At 71.0% G+C, this 18,355-nt stretch carries 36 protein-coding genes; all 36 read left to right on the forward strand.

Annotation, left to right across the window (positions count from 1 at the left end; genetic code table 11):
• Positions 1 to 98 precede the first annotated feature (98 nt).
• Positions 99 to 521, forward strand: coding sequence for an HNH endonuclease signature motif containing protein (locus KRAD_RS27785; protein ID WP_011981616.1), 423 nt, complete (start codon positions 99 to 101; stop codon positions 519 to 521).
• A gap of 472 nt (positions 522 to 993) precedes the next feature.
• The gene (locus KRAD_RS02265; protein ID WP_041291849.1) at positions 994 to 1,347 is read left to right on the forward strand and encodes a hypothetical protein; all 354 of its coding nucleotides are present in this window, start codon (positions 994 to 996) and stop codon (positions 1,345 to 1,347) included.
• Positions 1,344 to 1,640 carry a hypothetical protein gene (locus KRAD_RS02270; protein ID WP_011981618.1) on the forward strand — a complete coding sequence of 99 codons (297 nt, stop codon included), beginning with the start codon at positions 1,344 to 1,346 and terminating at the stop codon, positions 1,638 to 1,640. Before KRAD_RS02265 ends, KRAD_RS02270 begins: the two co-directional genes overlap by 4 nt.
• Complete coding sequence (locus KRAD_RS02275) at positions 1,637 to 1,855, forward strand: hypothetical protein (RefSeq protein WP_011981619.1); 219 nt, start codon at positions 1,637 to 1,639, stop codon at positions 1,853 to 1,855. The genes KRAD_RS02270 and KRAD_RS02275 overlap by 4 nt, the downstream gene beginning before the upstream one ends.
• Complete coding sequence (locus KRAD_RS02280; protein ID WP_011981620.1) at positions 1,852 to 2,205, forward strand: WDGH domain-containing protein; 354 nt, start codon at positions 1,852 to 1,854, stop codon at positions 2,203 to 2,205. Before KRAD_RS02275 ends, KRAD_RS02280 begins: the two co-directional genes overlap by 4 nt.
• Positions 2,202 to 2,408 (forward strand): hypothetical protein, encoded by a 207-nt coding sequence (locus KRAD_RS02285; protein WP_011981621.1) that lies wholly within the window; start codon positions 2,202 to 2,204, stop codon positions 2,406 to 2,408. Before KRAD_RS02280 ends, KRAD_RS02285 begins: the two co-directional genes overlap by 4 nt.
• Positions 2,408 to 2,785, forward strand: coding sequence for a hypothetical protein (locus KRAD_RS02290; RefSeq protein ID WP_011981622.1), 378 nt, complete (start codon positions 2,408 to 2,410; stop codon positions 2,783 to 2,785). Before KRAD_RS02285 ends, KRAD_RS02290 begins: the two co-directional genes overlap by 1 nt.
• The gene (locus tag KRAD_RS26485; protein WP_011981623.1) at positions 2,782 to 3,390 is read left to right on the forward strand and encodes a hypothetical protein; all 609 of its coding nucleotides are present in this window, start codon (positions 2,782 to 2,784) and stop codon (positions 3,388 to 3,390) included. Before KRAD_RS02290 ends, KRAD_RS26485 begins: the two co-directional genes overlap by 4 nt.
• Positions 3,387 to 4,271, forward strand: coding sequence for a hypothetical protein (locus tag KRAD_RS02300; RefSeq protein WP_011981624.1), 885 nt, complete (start codon positions 3,387 to 3,389; stop codon positions 4,269 to 4,271). Before KRAD_RS26485 ends, KRAD_RS02300 begins: the two co-directional genes overlap by 4 nt.
• On the forward strand, positions 4,268 to 4,699 hold the full coding sequence (locus KRAD_RS02305) for a hypothetical protein (protein ID WP_011981625.1): 432 nt from the start codon (positions 4,268 to 4,270) through the stop codon (positions 4,697 to 4,699). The genes KRAD_RS02300 and KRAD_RS02305 overlap by 4 nt, the downstream gene beginning before the upstream one ends.
• Positions 4,696 to 5,211 (forward strand): hypothetical protein, encoded by a 516-nt coding sequence (locus KRAD_RS02310; RefSeq protein ID WP_011981626.1) that lies wholly within the window; start codon positions 4,696 to 4,698, stop codon positions 5,209 to 5,211. The genes KRAD_RS02305 and KRAD_RS02310 overlap by 4 nt, the downstream gene beginning before the upstream one ends.
• Complete coding sequence (locus KRAD_RS02315) at positions 5,211 to 5,480, forward strand: hypothetical protein (protein ID WP_011981627.1); 270 nt, start codon at positions 5,211 to 5,213, stop codon at positions 5,478 to 5,480. The genes KRAD_RS02310 and KRAD_RS02315 overlap by 1 nt, the downstream gene beginning before the upstream one ends.
• Positions 5,477 to 5,788: a hypothetical protein gene (locus tag KRAD_RS02320; protein ID WP_011981628.1), complete on the forward strand. Its 312-nt coding sequence runs from the start codon at positions 5,477 to 5,479 to the stop codon at positions 5,786 to 5,788. Before KRAD_RS02315 ends, KRAD_RS02320 begins: the two co-directional genes overlap by 4 nt.
• Positions 5,785 to 6,111 (forward strand): hypothetical protein, encoded by a 327-nt coding sequence (locus KRAD_RS02325; protein WP_011981629.1) that lies wholly within the window; start codon positions 5,785 to 5,787, stop codon positions 6,109 to 6,111. Before KRAD_RS02320 ends, KRAD_RS02325 begins: the two co-directional genes overlap by 4 nt.
• Positions 6,104 to 7,024, forward strand: coding sequence for a hypothetical protein (locus KRAD_RS02330; RefSeq protein ID WP_011981630.1), 921 nt, complete (start codon positions 6,104 to 6,106; stop codon positions 7,022 to 7,024). The genes KRAD_RS02325 and KRAD_RS02330 overlap by 8 nt, the downstream gene beginning before the upstream one ends.
• Positions 7,021 to 7,686, forward strand: a complete 666-nt coding sequence (locus KRAD_RS02335; protein ID WP_011981631.1) for a hypothetical protein — start codon at positions 7,021 to 7,023, stop codon at positions 7,684 to 7,686. The genes KRAD_RS02330 and KRAD_RS02335 overlap by 4 nt, the downstream gene beginning before the upstream one ends.
• Complete coding sequence (locus KRAD_RS02340; protein WP_011981632.1) at positions 7,683 to 7,994, forward strand: hypothetical protein; 312 nt, start codon at positions 7,683 to 7,685, stop codon at positions 7,992 to 7,994. Before KRAD_RS02335 ends, KRAD_RS02340 begins: the two co-directional genes overlap by 4 nt.
• A gap of 157 nt (positions 7,995 to 8,151) precedes the next feature.
• On the forward strand, positions 8,152 to 8,508 hold the full coding sequence (locus KRAD_RS02345; protein ID WP_011981634.1) for a hypothetical protein: 357 nt from the start codon (positions 8,152 to 8,154) through the stop codon (positions 8,506 to 8,508).
• Between the two features lie 64 nt (positions 8,509 to 8,572).
• On the forward strand, positions 8,573 to 8,800 hold the full coding sequence (locus KRAD_RS02350) for a hypothetical protein (RefSeq protein WP_157873453.1): 228 nt from the start codon (positions 8,573 to 8,575) through the stop codon (positions 8,798 to 8,800).
• A complete protein-coding gene (locus KRAD_RS02355; RefSeq protein ID WP_011981636.1) occupies positions 8,793 to 9,080 on the forward strand; it encodes a hypothetical protein in 288 nt (95 codons plus the stop codon). Before KRAD_RS02350 ends, KRAD_RS02355 begins: the two co-directional genes overlap by 8 nt.
• Positions 9,077 to 9,331 (forward strand): hypothetical protein, encoded by a 255-nt coding sequence (locus KRAD_RS02360; protein ID WP_011981637.1) that lies wholly within the window; start codon positions 9,077 to 9,079, stop codon positions 9,329 to 9,331. The genes KRAD_RS02355 and KRAD_RS02360 overlap by 4 nt, the downstream gene beginning before the upstream one ends.
• Positions 9,328 to 9,711 carry a DUF3307 domain-containing protein gene (locus tag KRAD_RS02365; RefSeq protein ID WP_011981638.1) on the forward strand — a complete coding sequence of 128 codons (384 nt, stop codon included), beginning with the start codon at positions 9,328 to 9,330 and terminating at the stop codon, positions 9,709 to 9,711. The genes KRAD_RS02360 and KRAD_RS02365 overlap by 4 nt, the downstream gene beginning before the upstream one ends.
• 446 nt (positions 9,712 to 10,157) lie before the next feature.
• Positions 10,158 to 10,466, forward strand: a complete 309-nt coding sequence (locus tag KRAD_RS02370; RefSeq protein WP_011981641.1) for a hypothetical protein — start codon at positions 10,158 to 10,160, stop codon at positions 10,464 to 10,466.
• Entirely contained in the window at positions 10,457 to 10,636 is a 180-nt protein-coding gene (locus tag KRAD_RS24935; RefSeq protein WP_011981642.1) for a hypothetical protein, read from the forward strand. The genes KRAD_RS02370 and KRAD_RS24935 overlap by 10 nt, the downstream gene beginning before the upstream one ends.
• On the forward strand, positions 10,633 to 10,824 hold the full coding sequence (locus tag KRAD_RS02375; protein ID WP_011981643.1) for a hypothetical protein: 192 nt from the start codon (positions 10,633 to 10,635) through the stop codon (positions 10,822 to 10,824). The genes KRAD_RS24935 and KRAD_RS02375 overlap by 4 nt, the downstream gene beginning before the upstream one ends.
• A complete protein-coding gene (locus KRAD_RS02380) occupies positions 10,817 to 11,179 on the forward strand; it encodes a hypothetical protein (RefSeq protein ID WP_011981644.1) in 363 nt (120 codons plus the stop codon). Before KRAD_RS02375 ends, KRAD_RS02380 begins: the two co-directional genes overlap by 8 nt.
• The gene (locus KRAD_RS02385) at positions 11,176 to 11,940 is read left to right on the forward strand and encodes a hypothetical protein (RefSeq protein WP_011981645.1); all 765 of its coding nucleotides are present in this window, start codon (positions 11,176 to 11,178) and stop codon (positions 11,938 to 11,940) included. The genes KRAD_RS02380 and KRAD_RS02385 overlap by 4 nt, the downstream gene beginning before the upstream one ends.
• Complete coding sequence (locus KRAD_RS23860) at positions 11,924 to 12,433, forward strand: GIY-YIG nuclease family protein (RefSeq protein ID WP_011981646.1); 510 nt, start codon at positions 11,924 to 11,926, stop codon at positions 12,431 to 12,433. Before KRAD_RS02385 ends, KRAD_RS23860 begins: the two co-directional genes overlap by 17 nt.
• A 255-nt stretch (positions 12,434 to 12,688) precedes the next feature.
• Positions 12,689 to 12,934, forward strand: a complete 246-nt coding sequence (locus KRAD_RS02395; RefSeq protein WP_011981647.1) for a DUF3263 domain-containing protein — start codon at positions 12,689 to 12,691, stop codon at positions 12,932 to 12,934.
• 62 nt (positions 12,935 to 12,996) lie between these two features.
• Complete coding sequence (locus tag KRAD_RS24940) at positions 12,997 to 13,233, forward strand: hypothetical protein (RefSeq protein ID WP_203417478.1); 237 nt, start codon at positions 12,997 to 12,999, stop codon at positions 13,231 to 13,233.
• Positions 13,230 to 13,421 (forward strand): DUF7302 family protein, encoded by a 192-nt coding sequence (locus tag KRAD_RS02405; protein WP_011981649.1) that lies wholly within the window; start codon positions 13,230 to 13,232, stop codon positions 13,419 to 13,421. The genes KRAD_RS24940 and KRAD_RS02405 overlap by 4 nt, the downstream gene beginning before the upstream one ends.
• 157 nt (positions 13,422 to 13,578) lie before the next feature.
• Positions 13,579 to 13,818 (forward strand): hypothetical protein, encoded by a 240-nt coding sequence (locus tag KRAD_RS02410; RefSeq protein WP_011981650.1) that lies wholly within the window; start codon positions 13,579 to 13,581, stop codon positions 13,816 to 13,818.
• A 23-nt stretch (positions 13,819 to 13,841) separates the two neighbouring features.
• On the forward strand, positions 13,842 to 14,240 hold the full coding sequence (locus tag KRAD_RS02415; protein WP_011981651.1) for a phage terminase small subunit: 399 nt from the start codon (positions 13,842 to 13,844) through the stop codon (positions 14,238 to 14,240).
• Positions 14,218 to 15,981, forward strand: a complete 1,764-nt coding sequence (locus KRAD_RS02420; RefSeq protein ID WP_011981652.1) for a hypothetical protein — start codon at positions 14,218 to 14,220, stop codon at positions 15,979 to 15,981. Before KRAD_RS02415 ends, KRAD_RS02420 begins: the two co-directional genes overlap by 23 nt.
• Positions 15,982 to 15,994: 13 nt before the next feature.
• On the forward strand, positions 15,995 to 17,371 hold the full coding sequence (locus KRAD_RS02425) for a phage portal protein (RefSeq protein WP_011981653.1): 1,377 nt from the start codon (positions 15,995 to 15,997) through the stop codon (positions 17,369 to 17,371).
• Complete coding sequence (locus KRAD_RS23865; RefSeq protein WP_011981654.1) at positions 17,372 to 18,340, forward strand: VG15 protein; 969 nt, start codon at positions 17,372 to 17,374, stop codon at positions 18,338 to 18,340.
• Positions 18,341 to 18,355 lie beyond the last annotated feature (15 nt).

The raw sequence follows: 18,355 nt of genomic DNA on the forward strand, positions 1-18,355 counted from the left end.
GCCTCACCCCGCTGCACCCGCTCATCGCGGACATCACCGACACCCACCCGTGCTGCGACCCGCACGACACCGAGACCAAGAAGGAAAGGAGGTGACCGGTGGACTGGCAGGAACGGTTCCGATCCGCTCATGCGGCAGAGGACGCCGCAGGGTGCCTGATCTGGCTGCGTGCTCGTAACAACCGCGGGTACGGCGTCTTCTGGCTCGAGGGCCGACTGCGTCTGGCGCACCGCGTCGCCTGGTACCAGGCCACAGGACGCTGGCCACAATCTGGCCTGGTCCTCGACCACCTGTGCGACGTGAAGGCCTGCGTCAACCACGAGCACCTGGTTGAGGTGACGAACCGGCACAACGTGCTGCGCTCGCCGGCATCACCCATGAACACCAGACGCGCCCGGACAGCCTGCGGCCGGGGTCACACCTACACACCCGAGTCACTCCGCATCGACCCGCGCGGGCACCGCCAGTGCCGCGTCTGCGACCGCCTCCGCTCCACGGGAGGACCTCTTGACCTGGTTTAAAGTCGACGACAACCTCGCCTTCCACCCCAAGGTCATGGCAGCCGGCAACGAAGCCATGGGCCTCTGGGTCCGAGCAGGCTCCTGGTGCGGCCAGCACCTCACCGACGGACACGTCCCCGAGCACATCCTGAGGCTCTTGGGCACGCGACGGCAGGCCGACAAGCTCGTGACGGCCGGTCTTTGGACGCGCGACGCCGACGGCTGGCGCTTCCATGACTGGCTCGACAGGCAGCCTTCCCGGGCTGACGAGGAAGCCCGCCGGGCGGACAAAGCCGAGGCGGGTCGGCTGGGCGGCAAGGCATCTGGCGCCGCCAGACGAGCCAAGCGCGACGCACACCAGCGAAGCAACCACGAAGCAGGTGCTTCACCTGCTGGCGAACCCCCGACCCGACCCGACCCGACCCGACCAAATGTTCCTTCGGAACATCTCGCTGCTGCTGCGGCAGCAGTAGACGCGCCGCCGCCGCAGCCTGTGGACAACGCCACGGCCAGCACAGACCTCCCGGACTCGCTGGTCATCCTCAAGGCCGCCCTCGAGGCCCGGAAGCTCATCGTCCGCTGGGACCGCCTCACCCCCCAGCACATCGAGGCCATCGAAGCCGCCATCGCCCTCCACGGCGACGAACGCCTCGTGCACGCCGCCCAGCAGGCCTACCGCGCCGACCGCCCCGCAGCCTTCGCCCAGGCCTGGGTCGGCGTGTGGCAGTCCCTCCCCGGCCCCGGCACCCGCCTCCGCGTCGTCCAGCCCCGCTGCGAGACCCACGGCCAGCCCCTCAAGCACTGCGGCTGCGACGTCACCCCCCTCACCGAGGAGAAGCACGCATGACCACCGACACCCACGACACCGACCTCGCCATCGACACCACCGAACGGGACCTGCGCGAGCTCATCGCCAGCAGCCCCGTCCCCGTCGACGACGCCCCCCGCGAACACCTCATGTGGGGCACCCGCGACCTAGCCCTCGCTCAGGAGCACATCGACTCCCCCGACGAGCTCCTGCACACCCTCGCCGGCCGCCTCGGCCGCCGGTACCTGTCGGTGCGCTCCCGGGTCATGCGACTGCGCGAGCACCGCGACCTCGCCAACCGCACCACGCCCCTGCGGGCGGTGACCCAGTGACCCCCGGCGAGCACTACCACGAAGCGGAGGAGCTGCTGATCGCGGCGACGAAGCAGCACGACACCAACGTCGACCGAGTCTGGGACATCTGCCGCGGTGACCAGGCCGCCTACGTCGACCTCGTCGCGAAGGTGTCCGCGAACACGGCCATCTCCGTCGGCATCGCTCACGTCCACGCCCTGCTGGCCGCCATCCCCCGGGAGACGACCCCATGACCGACCAGCCCACCGCAACCGGCGATACCTCCGACGGCTTCCACACCTTCGACGAGCTCTACGAGTTCCGGCTGCTTCTCCACGCCCACGCCGTCCGCACCTGGCTCGCCGAGATGATCCCCGTCGTCCGCTCCTGGCGACACCACGACGGCGAGCCCTGCTTCGGGGGCGGCTGGTTCATCGTCACCGCGCAGCTGCCCACCGGCCAGGTCAGCAACCACTACCCCGCCGCGGACTGGGCCCTCTTCGACCCGGTCCCCGACGTGGTGTGCGCCCCCGAGTGGGACGGCCACGGCACCGCGGACGTCGCCCACCGGCTCCGCACCGCCCTCACGGAGATGTCCTCGTGACCGGCCGCCGCGACCGGATCCCCGGCGACACCCTCATCGGCCCCTTCGTCATCTGGACGATGCGCGCCAAACGGCACGGCCGCCCCATCGGCGCCCTCCGCCAGAACGGCCGCGTTGTCGGCGCCGGCATCCGCATCGGACCCCGCCTCGTCTGCGTGGCCCTGAAGTCCACCATCCCCGCCTACCGGAAGCGCACCAGCTGATGACCGAGCAGCCCACCCCAGAACTGACCGGCGCCGTCCGCGACCTCCTGAAGAAGCTCGCCTGGCGCGACGACATGGGCCCCTGCTACCTCGTCGGCGGCAAGGCCGGCCGCCAGGTGCTCGTCGTCCCCGCCCTCCGTCCGGGCGGCCCCCTGTCTCGCCTGACGGCCTACGCCGACAGCACCATCACCCGGGCCCGCGACATGGGCCTCGTCGACGTCGACACCCAGCACACCACCCGCATCCGGTTCGACTACCGCCAGGCCGGCGACGGCGACCACGGCCGCCGCATCACCCTCACCCCCACCGCCTGGCGCGCCCTCGGCCACCCCCACGGCCGCAACCCGCTCCTCGTCGCGAAGGAGGCTCGCCCGTGAGTGACCACACCATCACCTGGACCCACGGCCCCCACGCCAATGTGCACGCCGTCGTCACCTGCCAGGCCCCGCAGGACGCCCCGTGCCGAACCATCACCCCCGACCCGCAGCAGCCCTGGGTCTCAGCTGCCATGGACGACGACGTCTGCTACGTCGCCGCCCTCATCAACGACGGGGACGTCTTCGAGGCCTGGGAGTCCTACACCCACGAGGAGACCACCCCCGTCCGCAACGGCCCCATCACCGTCAAGGCCGGGTGGGAGCCCGGAGAGTGGGAGTGGGACTACGCCGCCCAGCCCCCCACCGTCCTCGACCAGGTCCAGGCCGAACTCGCCCGCCAGGACGCGAAGTGGAACGAGCAGAACCACCCCGACGGCACCGGCGGCGCCACCTACCGGAGCCTCTCCAACGTCTTCCGCCAGCACTGCGACCTGGCCACCGCGCAGGGCCAGCTGACGTGGACCGACATCCTCCGCGAGGAAGTCCACGAAGCCTTCGCCGAGGACGACCCCCAGCTGCTGCGCGCCGAGCTCATCCAGGTCGCAGCCGTCGCCGTCCAGTGGATCGGAGCCCTCGACCGCCGCACCCAGCGGGTGGCCCCGTGACCGCCCCACACGCCCCGGCGGCGCTCGCTGCGGACGCGGAGACCAGCGACACCGCTCCGGCCCCGGAGAACGACGCACAGCGCTGCATCCGCCGCCCCGGCTCCACCTGGTCCCGCTGCAAGTGCGCCGACTGCCGAGCCCACGACGCCCGCCTCACCAAGCTCAACCGCACCGGCCGCTACAACGCCACCGCGCTCGCCACCGCCCAGGCCCGGGCCTTCACCCGCCTCGAGCACTGGATCGCGCTGGGCTGGGAGCCCCTGGCCATCGCCTCCGCCACGGGCGTCGCCCAACCCACCTGCTGGGAGATCGTCCGCGAGATCCGGGCCGGCCACCGCCGCGACCTCCAGCACGCCACCGTCCGCCGCATCCTCACCGCCGGGCCACCCACCGCCGGCTTCATCGGCGTCACCGGCACCCGCCGCCGCCTGCAGGCCCTCACCTGGATGGGCTGGGGACTCTCCCGTCTCAGCCAGGAGATCGGCATCCCGGTCATGACCCTCTCCGACGCCCGCTCCGACAACGGCCCCTCCACCGTGGCCGCCGTCATCGCGGCCACGATCGCGGACGCCTACGACCGCCTGTCCTCCACCCGCCTCCCCGCACGCCAGCCGCACGCCCACGCCGCCCGCCACCGCTGGGCGCCGCCGGCGGCCTGGGACGACGAAACCATCGACGACCCCACCGTCACCCCCGAAGGCGTCGACACCACGGCAGGCGCCGGCACCGCCCGCTACGCCAACGAACCCGACGTCGTCGAGACCGTCGAGCTCCTCTACTCCGCCGGCCTCACCGACCAGCAGATCGGCTACCGCATCGGCCTCACCCCCAGCGGAGTGCAGAAGCTCCGCCTCCGCCACAAGATCCGGAGAACCGCATGACTGCGCACCAGCCCCTCTTCTCCGACCGCGACCGCCGAGCCGTCGACGCGATCGTCGCTCAGGCCACCGCTGTCACCTCCCCCAAAGGCCAGCCAAAGCCGACCCGCTGGACGCTGTTCATCGCCGCCCCCACCGACACGGGCGGACGTGCTTGCTGGATGCCGGAGGGCCACAACGAGCACCGCGCCGCCGTCTGGCGCCAGCGCCTCGTCTTCGAGCGGGCGCGCGTCGGCCTCGCCGACCAGCGCATCAGCCGCCTGCACCTGTCCGTCATCCCCGGCGCCAGCCGCCGACCCGAGCGCGACTACCAGCCCACCATCAGCCTCATCCGCGGTGCGCTGCCCTCCGACGAGCACGACGTCGTCTTCCAGCCCGTCGAGGTCCACCAGCGTCCCGGCATCCTCATCCACGCCTGGGGCGGCCAGTGAGCTGGTTCGTCGTCGGCATCGACCCCGGCGGCGCCAGCACCGGCATCGTCGTCCGCCACCGCAACGCCTACGTCGCCCACGCCGTCATCGAATCCGACAAGGCCGAGCGCATCACCTACCCCGGCCTCGAGCAGCTGCCCGCCCCCGGCTACATCGTCCGCATCACCGAAGCCCTGCAGGACCTCACGCGCGGCCTCGACGTCCGCATCTACGCCATCGAGTCCGTCCGGGCCCCGTCCTGGCACATGGGTGGCGCGAAGTCCCCCATGCACCCCAAGGACCTCATCGCCCTCGGCGCCATCGCCGGGGCCGTCACCGGCGCCCTCGTCACCACTGGCGCCGACGTCATGTTCGTCCCACCCGCAGGCAACGGCTCCCGCCCCCTGCGCAGCTACCCGCCCGAACTCGTCGGCGCCCGCGAGGTCAAGGGCGGCGGGATCCTCCGCCACGCCCGCTCCGCCTGGGACGTCGCCGGCACCGCCCACCTCACCACCACCCGCAAGGAGTCCTGATGGCGCGCGTCCCCCAAGCCCACGTCGAGACCGCGTTCCGCATCCTGCTGCACCCCCTGGCCCGGGAGGTCGCCGTCACTGGCGCTCAGCCCCACGTCGTCGGTGACTGCACCATCGCGGTCCCCATTCACATCGGCGACGCCACCGCCGCCGGCCAGGTCGCGGTCACCGTCGACGAGGTCGGCCTGCGCATCGAGCTCGCCCGGGCACTCCGTACAGCCGCAGACAACCTCACCACCTTCCCCGCTGAACCCAAGGAGATCCGATGACCGAGATGGACCACCGCATCGTCCGCCGCGCCATCGCCGAGGACCCCCACGCCGACCACGACGCCCAGATCGGCACCGAGGTCGTCATCGACGACTGGCTGAACGTTGGCGGCGACCAGGCCGTCCAGCGATTCAACCTCCTCGGCGACACCGCCATGACCGAGGAGACGCACCCCCACAACCTCCTCGCCCAGAAGCACGCCGTCCCCCGCCCCCTCGCGCTCACTGTCGACCTCGACGCCATCGAGGACCCCGCCGTCCGCGCGCGCTTCGAAGCCGCTGAGGAGAGCAGCGAGGACGAACAGTGACCCAGGCACCCCGGTGGATGGCCCTGACCTCCACGCCCACCCCCATCGGCGAGCTTCGCCTCGCCACCGGCGAGGTCTACGAGCTGCGCGTGCATGAGGTGGAGCAGGTCCTCCACCGCGACGCCGACGAGCTCCAGGTCACCCTGCGCGCCATGGGTACCGGCGCACCCGACGGCCCCGCCCCGCGGTTCTTCGGCGGCGTCGCCAACCACCGCCTCACCCGCGTCAACGACGACCTCCTGCGCGCCCGCATCCCCATGGACTCCCCCATCGCACGCGCTGCCATCGCAGCCCTCACCACCCAGGAGCCGCCCCGTGGCTGAAACCAAGGCCTACGAGACCTACGCCCGCTGGACCCTCGACGGCGACCGCACCATCAAGCTCGCCATCGAACCCCACCGCACCGTCGCCGTCTTCGAGCACCCCGATGACGCCCGCCGCGTCGTCGACGCCGTCAACGCCCAGACCGCCCCCACCGCCGCTGAGCAGGAGAACGGCCTGGAGGACCTCCGCGGCCAGCAGGCCTCCCCCGCCGTGTGGGTGGCCCTCATGGATGCTCGCCGAGAGCGGGACGAGGCCCGTGCCGAGCTGAAGCGCATCGACCAGGCTGCCGACGCCGTCGCCCCGAACCGTCAGGACATACTCGCCGATCCTGTCGACCTCATCGCCAGCCTGGGAGTCCTGGGTCAACGACTGCGTGACGAGCTGGAGCACAAGCACGAGGCGTGGGGGCGGACGACGAGCCGTCTGGAATCCGAGCTGGCCGAGGCCCGGGAAGGCTGCGACAACGCCGTGGTCGACCTGGAGCGCGCCGAAGACGAGTTGCACCGTCTGCGTGCCGCGCAGCAGCTCCCCGACGCCGGACCCGTCGAGCGACGCCCCGAAGGCTTCCTGGTCGGTGGCATCTGGTCGGCTCATGCCAACGCCGAGGCTCACGTCGAACGACTGAAGGCCGCACGCCTCCTCGCCGTGGCTGCGTTACTCGACGCGGAAGCCACCGGCCCCAGCAGCGACAACGAGGACGCCGTGAGCAAGACCATCCGCGAGTACATCGACGTCGTGAGGAAAGGACCCGGTGATGTCGTCCGCCGCTCGTTCGTAGCGATGGACCTGGAGCGCCGGCTGGACGCGGCCGAAGCGCACCGCGCCCGCACCAGCCAGGAGGCCGAGCCCGCGTGGCACTCCGTCGGCAGCCACATCGAACTGAACATCGGCGGTCAGGAGGCAGGACAGTGACCCACATCGACAAGCTCCGCGACGCCATCCAGGGCGCCGAGCAAGCCTGGAACGACCGGACGGCCGCGCTGCAGGAAACCCAGCGGCAGCTCGCCCGCGAGCACGACACCTCCTCCGCGTGGGAACGCCGCGCACTCGCCGCTGAAGCGGAGGTCATCGCCATCCGCGGCGGCTGCGGCGTCCTAGACCACCACGCCCGCATCCCAGCGCTCACCGCCGAGGTCGAGCGCTTGCATGCGGCGCAGCAGCTCCCCGACGTCGGACCCGTCACCCGCGACGATGGACTCCCCGGCGGCTTCTGGGTCGATGGCGTGCACTTCGCCGAATGGCCCCGCCGCGAGTACCTGCGCGAGGGCGCCCGCTACCTGGCCGTGGCTGCGTTCCTCGACGCGGAGGTCGCTGACACCAGCAGCGACGACGAGGCCGCGATCGAGGCTCTGGCGGACGCTCTCGCCGAACCCGTGCACCGCGGCCTCAGCGGCTGCAACGTCCCGCCGGGCATGTTGAAGCCCGTGGGTGTGGCCAGCCAGGACCCCGCCGAGCATCCAGCGCAGGTTGAGTTCGTCCGCCGGGCCATCGGGTACGCCCTCAGGGTGTACCCGGATGCCCTCCGCGCCCTCGACGCGCACCGCGCCCGCACCAGCCAGGAGGCAGGACAGTGAGCTCCTACCCCCGCCTCATCCACACGCAGGAGGGGTCCGGCCTGATCTTCGAGGGCCACGACCTCGACGCAACGGACGTGCTCGCCAAGATTCAGCACGACATGGAACCCCTCGCCGTCGACGTGAGCACGGAGGAGGTGTGGGTGCACCTGCACCCCCGCGTCAAGAACTGCGCCGACTACGGAGGCCCCTGTGACCTCGAAGGTGAGTGGCACGCCCACTGGGAGCCCGTGAAGGCGTCGCCGGGGGCCGCGTTCACCATCGCCTACCCCGACACCACCGACACCAGCCAGGAGGCAGGGCAGTGATTCGTATTGTCCCCGCCACCCACGTCAGCGGCGGCCGGACCCGTCCCGGCCAGCGTGTCCTGCTCATCGTGCGGACCACACCGGCCGGCCCGCGGAAGCTCGGCACGACCCCCTGCCCGCGATGGCTGTGGGAGCGGCTACGGCAGCGGTGGATCCGGTGAGCGTCTACAGCACCAGCACCACCCCACGCGCTCGCATCGAGCACCGCTGCGACCAGTGCGCCCGCACCATCCCCGTCGGCGAGACCTACTCCCGCTGGGAGGGCGTCACCGGTGACGGCTGGCACACCAACAAGGCGTGCCAGCAGTGCGACGCCTACCAGCGGGCCCTATTCGACGAGGGCATCTACGACGAGGACGAGTACGGGTCGAAGTGCTACCCGTGGCTGTCCGACGTGGACTGGTCGGACTTCGCGGACGACCCACTGTGGGTGCTGCGCCGGGAGCGGTTCCGGCAGCAGTGGGCCGGGCAGCCGTTCCCCATCGCGCTGGACCAGGAGGCCTCCCGTGCCTGATGAGCCGACCACGGAACACCCGCGCCAGTGGCTACACGACCTCGCCACGAAGCTAGGTGCCCCCGTGGCCTGGGTGGAAGGACGGCTCCTGCCCGCCCTGGACGACCTGGGATACCGCATCACCCGGATCCCCAACCCCCTGCTGGACAAGCGGGGCAACTACTACGGCAAGCAAGGCACCACCCACGAGCACCGCACCGTCGGCGACTACCGCGCTTGGTCCTACGACGCCAGTGAGTGGTGCTACCCCTCCGACCCGTGCCGACTGTGCAGGGAGATGGCCGATGCCTGACGAGCAGATGCCCACCCGCGAGCCCGCCCTCATCGAGGTCATGGTGGGTGCTTGCGCCGACGCAGCCCGCGCCGGCCGCCCAGCGACGTTCGGTGACCTCGCACGCGCCGTCGCCACCTGGGTGGACGAGAACACCGTCACGAAGCAGGCCCTCACCCGCCTCGCGCGGCAGTGGGACAGCGACACCACACGCCAGCGAGCTGGACTGGGACACACCTACGCTGCCGAGCTGCGTGCTCTGACCCGCCTCGACGGCGGAGAATGGGAGATCGCGCCGTGAGCCTCTTCGACCACGTCGACGCCGACGGCGAGCACCTGGCTATCGAGGAGGGCTACCTCGTCCTCGTCGGCAAGCGCTCCCTCGTCGCGAACCACCACGACTCCCAGGACATCGGCGGCGACAGCAAGGTCGTCGTCGCGCTCCCGGCCGAGCCCACCGAGGTCAAGGAACTGATCGACGCCATCCTCACCGCGACCGAGTGCACCATCGACGCCGCCCCGCGCACGGACTGGGCGGTCGTCGAGCGATGAGAACCGACGCCGCCCCGATCCTCGCCCACTTGGTTGGTGACTACGTCCTGCAGACCGACCATCAGGCGCAGACCAAGACCAGCAGCAGCGCCACCGCGGCACTGCACGCCGCCACCTACACGCTGCCCTTCCTGGCCCTCACGCGCTCCCCCTGGCGCCTGGCCATCATCGGCGGCACCCACTTCGCCATCGACCGGTGGCGCCTCGCCAAGCACGTCGCCTGGGCCAAGAACCAGCTAGCCCCCGCCAGCTTCCGTCCCGGGCACACCGCCACCGGCTACAGCGACGACAAGCCGCCGTGGATGAGCGTGTGGCTGCTCATCCTCACCGACAACACCCTCCACCTCCTCATCAACGCCGCCGCCCTGGAGGACCAGTGACCGCCCAGCCCGGGTGCCCCATGTGCAAGGCCCTCACCAGCCGCGCGGCCGACGTGCACCCCGACCACATCACCCACGAGTCCGACGCGGCGCACCACGTGGAGTGCCCTGACCCGCCGTGCACCCACTACGGCCAAGGGGCAGGACAGTGAGCGACGGCGTCGAGGTCTACCGCGTCATGGACCGCAGGCCCCGCAAGACCGCCGCGTGGCTACTGCGAACCGCCTACCAGCACGGAGCTCGTGAGCCCCGCGCCGACCGCGCACCCTGGTCAGCGCTGGCCCGGACACTGACCGCCGCGGGACGACTCCTGTGGCGTGCCCAGAACCCGCAGATGCGGTGGCAAGCCGAGTGGCCCGGGTGCCGACGGGCCGTCCGTGCTCTCACCAAGCGCGGCGCCTACGCCAAAGCCCATCGGACACGCGCTACCCAGAACGGAGCAGGCCATGCCTGACGACCCCACCAGCGACCTAGCCGACGCGCTCGGCAAGGCAGTCCTCGAGCTGACACAACAGCGCGGCAACCGCTTCTACCTCGCAGGCGGCCTCTGGCACGCGGAACTGAACCTCGACGAGAAGGACGATGACCTACCCCGCCTCGCGCGCGCAGCCCTCGCCTGGGTCGACAAGAACTACGTGCCGCGCCTCCTCGTGGAACGCGTCCTGGAGCTCGACGACCAAGCCTGCTCTGGCCAGTCCTACAACCTCCTGAACGCGATCGTGCGCGCGCCCCACGAGATCGACAGGTGGAAGTGACCAGCATCCACGTCAGCCCCGTCAACGACCTCGTCGAGCACAACACCACCGGCGACGACTGCCCCTGCGGCCCCACCACCGAGCCAGTCCCCCGCCCAGACGGCTCCATCGGGTGGCTCATCACCCACCACTCCCTCGACGGCCGCGAACAGCACGAGAGCAACCCATGACCGCACTCGCCGGCGCCGCGCACGTCGACGCCCAGGACGACGTCATCGCTCACGACACCGACGGCGACGCCTGCATCTGCGGGCCGACCGTCGTCCCCCGCCGCTGCAGCGATGGCTCGCTCGGCTGGCACGTCACCCACAACCGCCTCGACGCCCCCGAACGCCCCGGGAGGAACGCCCATGCCTGACCACCCCACCCCGGCCAGCCTGCACCTCTACCACTGGTCCCCCACCAGCCGCCGCAAGCAGATCCAGCGATACGGCTTCCGCCCCGGCAGCCGCTCCCTCGACGGCGCATGGCGCCCACCGTTCGTCTGCTTCTCCGACGACCCCCACCTCGCCTGGTCCCTCTCCGGCTACATCCACCCCGAGATCACCTCCTGGGACCTCTGGCTGGTCAGCGACCAGGTCGTCACCGGCTACGAGACGCTCTCCTTCGACGGCGGCCCCCTCGACGGGCAGGTGAAGGAGTACCGCGTCTACGAGCGCATCCCCGCCCGCGACGCCTGGTACGTCGCCACCCGGGAACAGGACACGGCATGAAGACGCCCACCGAGCGACTGCACGCCGCACTGTCCAGCGTGCTGACCGACTGGGACCATGCCCTCGAGCCGCTGCCCACGCCCAGCGCCGGCAAGGCACCCGGCCCCGCCGGCTCCAAGCCGCCACTGCCGACGAGCTCCCTGTCGGTACGTGCCGAGGTGTTCGAGTTCCTCGCCTCCTGGCGGCGCTACCTCGCCGACCGGTTCGCCGACACCCCCGCCTCGTGGGACGTCCCGCCCCTGGCGCGATGGTTCCTCCACCACGCCGACGAGCTGGCCACCGACCAGGTCATCCTCGACGAGCTCGACCGGCCCGTGTCCGGGCTCGTCGCCCTAGCCAAGGAGCTGCACGACGCGGCGAACCCGCCCGTGCCCGCGGGCCCTGCCCTCGGCGACTGCCCCGTCTGCCACGAGACGGTCCGCTGGGTGCCGCTACGAGCGGTGGCCTGCTGCGGCGGATGCGGGGTGTGTCGCCCCTGGGAGGAGTGGAAGAGCATCCTCGGCGTCGAGCTGGCCACATCGAGCCCCGTCCCGAGCGCCCTGGTCATCTCTTTCGTCGGGCAGGAGTACCACCGCACGATCACCAAGGAGCAGCTGTGGCAATGGGCGAGCCGCGCTGACGGCGGGCCCAGCGGGCGAAGCGCTACAGGCGTCCACCGCCACGGCAAGAACGCGCAAGGTCAGACGCTCTACTCCCTCCAGGAAGTGAAGGCCTGGTGCGACAAGCTCTGGAAGGAAGGCCCACGTGAGCGCGCGTCATGAGTTCGTCACCCCTCTCAGGCTGTGCCTCATGCCCGGGTGCGCGAACAAGCCCTGGTTCGACTACCGCGACGACGTCTGTCTCCCATGCGCACGTGAGATCGCCGACCGTGTCGAGCGGCAAGACCCGGAGCGAGAGGAACGCGTCCTGGCCCGCAAGCGCAACCGTGGGCGCGCGGGCTGGATCTACTACGTCCAGGTGGAGAAGCTCATCAAGATCGGTTTCAGCACCGACCTACGGAAGCGCCTACGCGCCTACCCGCCTGCCGCGGCAGTGCTGGCCTATCGTCCCGGCACCTGGGACGAGGAGCAGGAGCTACACCGCCACTTCCGAGCACTGCTGCACTCAGGACGAGAGTGGTACCGAGCCGACGTCGAGCTGCTAGATCACATCGCCACCGTCCCTAAGCATTGGGTCGAAGGCGTGACAGCCACGGCGTGGGCACCAGCTCCTCCACCGCAGGCCACCAAGATGCGAGCACGCTCCCGGCGCTGAGCACAGACGGCAGGTCATCAGCAGGACACACGTGCCTCACTTCGCGCAACTAGAGACAGAAGGAGGTACTTAGGGTAAGGTCAGGGCTGTTGCGGCAGGAGTGTCTCTGCTGCTGGTCAGCCACCCTCTCAATCCCCCGATCGGCCGGGCGTGTGCCCGCACTCCCCACCCACAGAGTCTCGCTCAAGAGGCCTGCCGGGGTTGAGGTAGCAGTGCGGGCCCGCTCGGCCTTCTCGTTGCCGAGGAGGTCTACCAGTGCAGCGCCGACTCACCCCAGACGACCGCGAGATCCTCGACTGTCTCGCCGCCCTCCCCGACCTCAGCCCGCGCAGCACAGGCCCCGTGCTGCACGCCAGGTTCGGCGAGCTCACCCGCGTCTGGCAGCACGTCAACGCCCTCATCGACACCGAGGCCGCGCTGACCTACCAGCCCGACCTCGTCGCCCGACTGCGACGCCTGCGCACGGGACGCCGTGGTCACCTCCGCCGCACCGCGGCATGAGCAGACCACTCCCACCTGACCACAACGCACGCTACGGGGCCGCGCACCGCCGCCTGCGTGGGATGTGGAAGCACCGCATCAAGCAAGGCGGCGTCACCTGCTGGCGGTGCGGCGAGCAGCTGCCCGCCGACATCCCCGACAGCGCATGGGATCTCGGCCACGACGACAAGGACCGCAGCAAGTACCGCGGCCCCGAGCACTCAGCCGGCTGCAACCGCAGCGCCGCCGGCAAGGCCAGCGCACTCAAGCGCCGCGGCCACCTGCGCCCCACACCACGCCACCCGGGAGTCCTGCCGTGAAGCTCAAGTACCTGCGCAAGCTCGGCCAGAACAAGGCCGGCGACACCGTCGACGTCGACGACGCCAGCGCCCGCTACCTGCTCGACCGCGGCTTGGCCCAGGCCATCGACGACGAGCCGGCCGACGACGAGCCGAAGCCCACGCGCCGCCGCCGCGCGGCCGCCGAGGGCGACGACCAGAGCGAGTGATCACGGGGGTGGGGGGTGACCCCCCTCCCGTGATCTTCCTCCACCGTTCCGCATAGCGCCTGACTGGCGCTACGGGTTCCAGGGTCGCGACCCCGGGGCCCTGGCGGCCGCCGCTGGCCGGCGGCCGCCCCTGCGCCCACCCCACCCCGGAGGACTCGTGACCCAGCAGCCCAGCGTCGGCCGCGTCGTGCACTACCAGAGCTACGGCACCCCCGGCGGCGAGTACCTGCCCGCCCCGCGGGCCGCGGTCATCACCGCCGTGCCGGACTCCATCGAGGGGATGACGGTCTCGCTGGCCGTGCTGAACCCGACCGGGCTGTTCTTCGGCGTCGAGGTCCCGCACGCCGAGGACGACGTCCCGACCCCTGGCCACTGGAACTGGCCGCCTCGCACCTGACCGCGGCTACCTGAGGAGGCGACGTGCCCGGCCCCGCCCCCAAGCCGGCGGCGCAGCGTCGCCGCACGAACGCCGCCCCGGGAACCATCCAGCTGCCCGCCGAGGGTCGCCGCGGCAACCCGCCGAAGTGGCCGCTGTCCACGCCCAAGCCGTCGTCCTGGCCGTCGCTGTGGCGGCTGCCCCAGGCGGTCGCGTGGGAGCGACTGCACCTCACCCGGGTCGTGGCCCGCTACGCCGCGACGCTGGTGCTGGCCGAGTCGCCCGACGGCTCCGCCGCGATCCTCGGCGAGGTCCGGCAGATGGAGGACCGCCTGGGCCTGAACCCCATGGCGATGCTGCGGCTGCGCTGGGAGATCAGCGCGCCGGTCGAGCAGGCCAGCTCCGCAGAGGTGACGCGCCTTGACGACTACCGCGACCTCTGACCTCGACCTTCCTCCTGGGTACCGCATCGACCCGAAGTCCGGGGCGTGGATCTCCTCGCCCTGGCCGGAGGACCCTGAGGCCAAGGCCTTGATCGTCCGCCAGAGCCTCGGCCCCAGCCTCATCGACTGGGCCGAGGGTCGCGGCGACGGCCCTGGCCTCACGCACTACCTGACCGGCGACCAGTGGCGGTTCACCCCAGGCCAGAAGCGGTTCCTGATCCTCTGGTACTGGGTCAACGAGGACGGCCGGTTCGTCTACCGCTCCGGCGTCAAGCGCGGCAGCAAGGGCACCGGCAAGGACCCCTTCGCCGCGGCCTGGCTGCTGGGCGAGCTCGCCGGCCCCGCCCGCCTCCACGACTGGGACGAGCGGACCGGCACCCCGGTGGGTGCCCCGCACGGCATGCCTCTCGTGCAGATCGGCTCCAACAGCGAAGCGCAGTCGAAGGACGTGCTGCGCATCGCCAACGCGCTGCTCTCGCGCGAGGCCCGGGACTACTACGGCATCGACTGCGGCGAGACGCGCACCATCCTGCGCGACTCCGGCGGGCGCCTCGAGGTGCTCACCGCCTCGGAGAAGTCGTCCGAGGGCGACCCGGCCACGGCCATCGCCCTGAACGAGTCACACCACATGACGGAGTCGAACGGCGGCCACAACCTAGCCGACGTGGCCCGCCGCAACGTCGGCAAGTCGCCAGCGTCGGTGCAGGCGCGGATGGTGGAGTTCACCAACGCCCACCGTCAGGGCTACGACTCCGTCGGGGAGCTGTCCTACAAGGCCTGGCAGGCGCAGGCCGCGGGGAAGACCAAGAAGCGCGACATCCTCTACGACTCGATCGAGGCTCCCCCCAGCACAGACCTCTACGACGACGCGTCCCGCATGGCCGGGCTGCGCGCGGCGTACAGCGACGCGGAGTGGGCGGACATCGAGCGGCTGTCCGATGAGGTGCTGGACCCGCGCACAAGCGTGGCGGACTCGATCCGCTTCTACCTCAACGGCCTCGCCGCCGCAGAGGACGCGTGGATCGACCCCCGGGCGTTCGACGAGTGCGCCAGGCCCAACCTCACAGTCATGCCGGGCGAGCAGATCGCGATGTTCCTGGACTGCTCCAAGTCCTCGGACGCGACCGGCCTGGTCGCCTGTCGCCTCTCCGACGGCCACGTCATCCAGCTCGGCGTGTGGCAGAAGCCGCACGGCGACCGGGGCAAGACGTGGCTGGCGCCGCGGGAGAAGGTCGACGCCGCGGTGCGCAACGCGTTCGCCACCTACGAGGTGCTGTGGTTCGGCGTGGACCCCTCCCCGGCGAAGGACGACGAGACCGAGGCCCTCTACTGGGCGTCCTCGATCGACGGCTGGCACCGGGACTTCCGCGACGACCTCGCGCTGTGGGCCGCGCCCGGCAAGACGGGCGGGAACTCGGTGCGCTTCGACATGCGCCTCTCCGAGGTGGGTGGTGTCGAGCGCAACGCGGCCTTCACGAAGCAGGCCGAGCGGACCCAGCACGACATCGACACCGACAAGTCGCTGACCCACGACGGGTCGCCGGCCCTGACGGTGCACGTGCAGAACGCGAAGGCCCGCCCGAACAAGTGGGGCGTCTCGCTGGGAAAGAAGACCCGCGACTCCTCGCACCTGGTGGACCTCGCGGTCTGCATGGTCGGCGCCCGCCTGGGCCGGCAGTTGGTGCTCGACTCCGGGGCCCTGGCCTCCAAGAAGAAGAAGCGATCCGGACGAGTGTGGTGAGAAGGAGGCCGGCATGGTGCTCGCCAAGGCCTCTGTGGTCGAGCTGGTGCACGACGTCCTGTGGCCGGAGTGGGAGCAGCAGCGGCAGCACCTGGACTGGATCGACCGCTGGGCCCGGTGGGTGCCGGACGAGATTAAGCTGCCCCGCACGGCGACCGCCGAGCACAAGAGGCTCGCCGAGCTGTCCAACACGCCTTGGCTGAGCCTGGTCGTCACGACGACGGCCCAGTGTCTCGGCGTTGACTCACTGAAGTCCTCCCGCGACATCGGCCGTGACCTGGACCCCCAGGAGCGCGGCCCGTGGCGGACGTGGGTCATGAACCGCTTCGACCAGCGCCAGAACGCCATTCACCGCGCGGCGCTGACCTACGGCACGGCCTACAACAAGATCATGCCCGGGCAGGACCAGCGCAGCGGCGAACCGATGGCCGTCATGCGCGGCGTCTCGCCGCGGCGGATGCTGGCCCTGTACCGCGACCCCGCCGAGGACGACTGGGCCGAGTACACGATCGAGGTCGGCTCCAAGGGCAGCGACGATCTGCGCCTGGTCGAGGTCATGGACGACGAGGCCGTCTACCGCGTGTCCCTGGACGCGAGCACCGGCAAGATCGAGTACATCGACGACTCCCGGCACGAGGTCGGCGTCGTCCCGGTGGTGCGCTACACCAACATGCTGGACCTCGACGGCCGGTCCTTCGGTGAGGTCGAGCCGTTCATCGTGGTCGCGGCCCGCGCGAACAAGACCCTCTACGACCGGCTGCTGGTTCAGCACTTCTCGTCGTGGAAGATCCGCACCGTCGCTGGCATGGCCAAGCCGGAGGACGACGAAGAAGCCGCACGCGCAAAGCTGCAGCTGCGCCAGGACGACCTGCTCGTCGCTGACGACCCGGACACGAAGTTCGGGACGCTGGACGAGACGCCGCTGGGTGGCTTCCTCGACGCGGAGCGGCAGGACCGCGAGACCCTGTCCGCAGTGTCGCAGACGCCTTCCTACGCGTTCGGGCCGCTCATCAACCTCTCGGCAGACGCGATCTCCGCGGCCAAGGCCGGGCAGACGCAGAAGGTCGCCGAGCGGCAGAAGTCGTTCGGCTCTTCCCACGTCCAGTCCGCGCGTCTGGCGGCGGCCGAGGAGGGCGACGAGGACATCGCCCGCGATGTGCAGCTGCGCGTCGGGTGGCAGGACCTGGAGATCCGGTCGATCTCCCAGGCCGTCGACGCCCTCGGCAAGGCCGCGCAGATGCTGCAGGTCCCGCCGCAGGCGCTGTGGTCGCGCATCCCGGGCGTGGAGAAGTCGGACGTGGACGAGTGGGCAGCGATGTCCCGCTCGAGCGACCCGACGACGTCGATGATGGACAAGCTCGAGCGGCAGTTCGGGCTCGGGGACGAGTAGGTGGCGGTCAGCGAGGAGGGCCAGGAGCTGACCGAGCAGCACCGGCTGCAGCAGGTCGCGATCGGCGCCCTGGTGGCCCTGGAGGTCGCGCAGTCCATGCGGCTGCTGGACCCGCTGCGGCTGCCGGGGACGGCGGATGGGTGGGTGCGGGCCGTGGCCCGGCTCATCACGGCCCGTCGGCGCCAGTCGTGGCGGGCCGCGGTGCGCTACTACGAGGCGTTCCGTGCCGCCGAGCTGGACGCCCTGGCCGACATCGACATCGACCCCGGCGAACGGCCGCGGCCTCGCCGCCCGGCCACAGCCGCCGACGAGGACCTGCCCGAGTTCCTGCGCGACGACGTGGACGACGTCCTGGAGACGCCGTCGACGGGGTCACTGTGGCGGCCTCCTGCGGAGCCGGACTGGGCCGCGCGTGAGCAGGCCATGGTGACGTCGCTGATGGTGACCGGGCCCGTGGGTGTGCGGCGGCGCATCGAGCGCGGGGAGGAAGCCCCCCGCGCCCTGGAGGTCGCCGGGGTCGAGGTCGCCGGCGCTGCGTCCCGCCAGACCCTCTATGGGGGACGGAAGGCGATGCTGGAGCTGGTCCGCGAAGACCGAGCCGCGCTGGGCTATATCCGGGTGACGGACTTCCAGCCCTGCTACTTCTGCGCGATGCTCGCCTCCCGCGGGCCGGTCTACAAGAGCGACTCCTTCGCGGAGTCCGACCCCCGCTTCGAGGGCGCCGGCAAGCAAAAGGTCCACGACCACTGCGGCTGCACCATCGAGTCCGTCTACTCCGTCCGCACGGGTTGGCCCGGCCGCGGCAAGGACTACCAGGACCTCTGGTACGAGGCGACGACCCCCCGCACCAGTCCCGAGCAGATGCGCCGGGACTTCCGCCGCGCCTATGAGGCGCAGATCCGTGACCTGCTGAAGCAGCAGCGTGACGGAACCACGAACTCGCCGGCCCCGGAGGCCGACGTGGCTTGACCACCAACAAGGCCC

The organism is Kineococcus radiotolerans SRS30216 = ATCC BAA-149 (genome assembly GCF_000017305.1).
Classification (GTDB): domain Bacteria; phylum Actinomycetota; class Actinomycetes; order Actinomycetales; family Kineococcaceae; genus Kineococcus; species Kineococcus radiotolerans.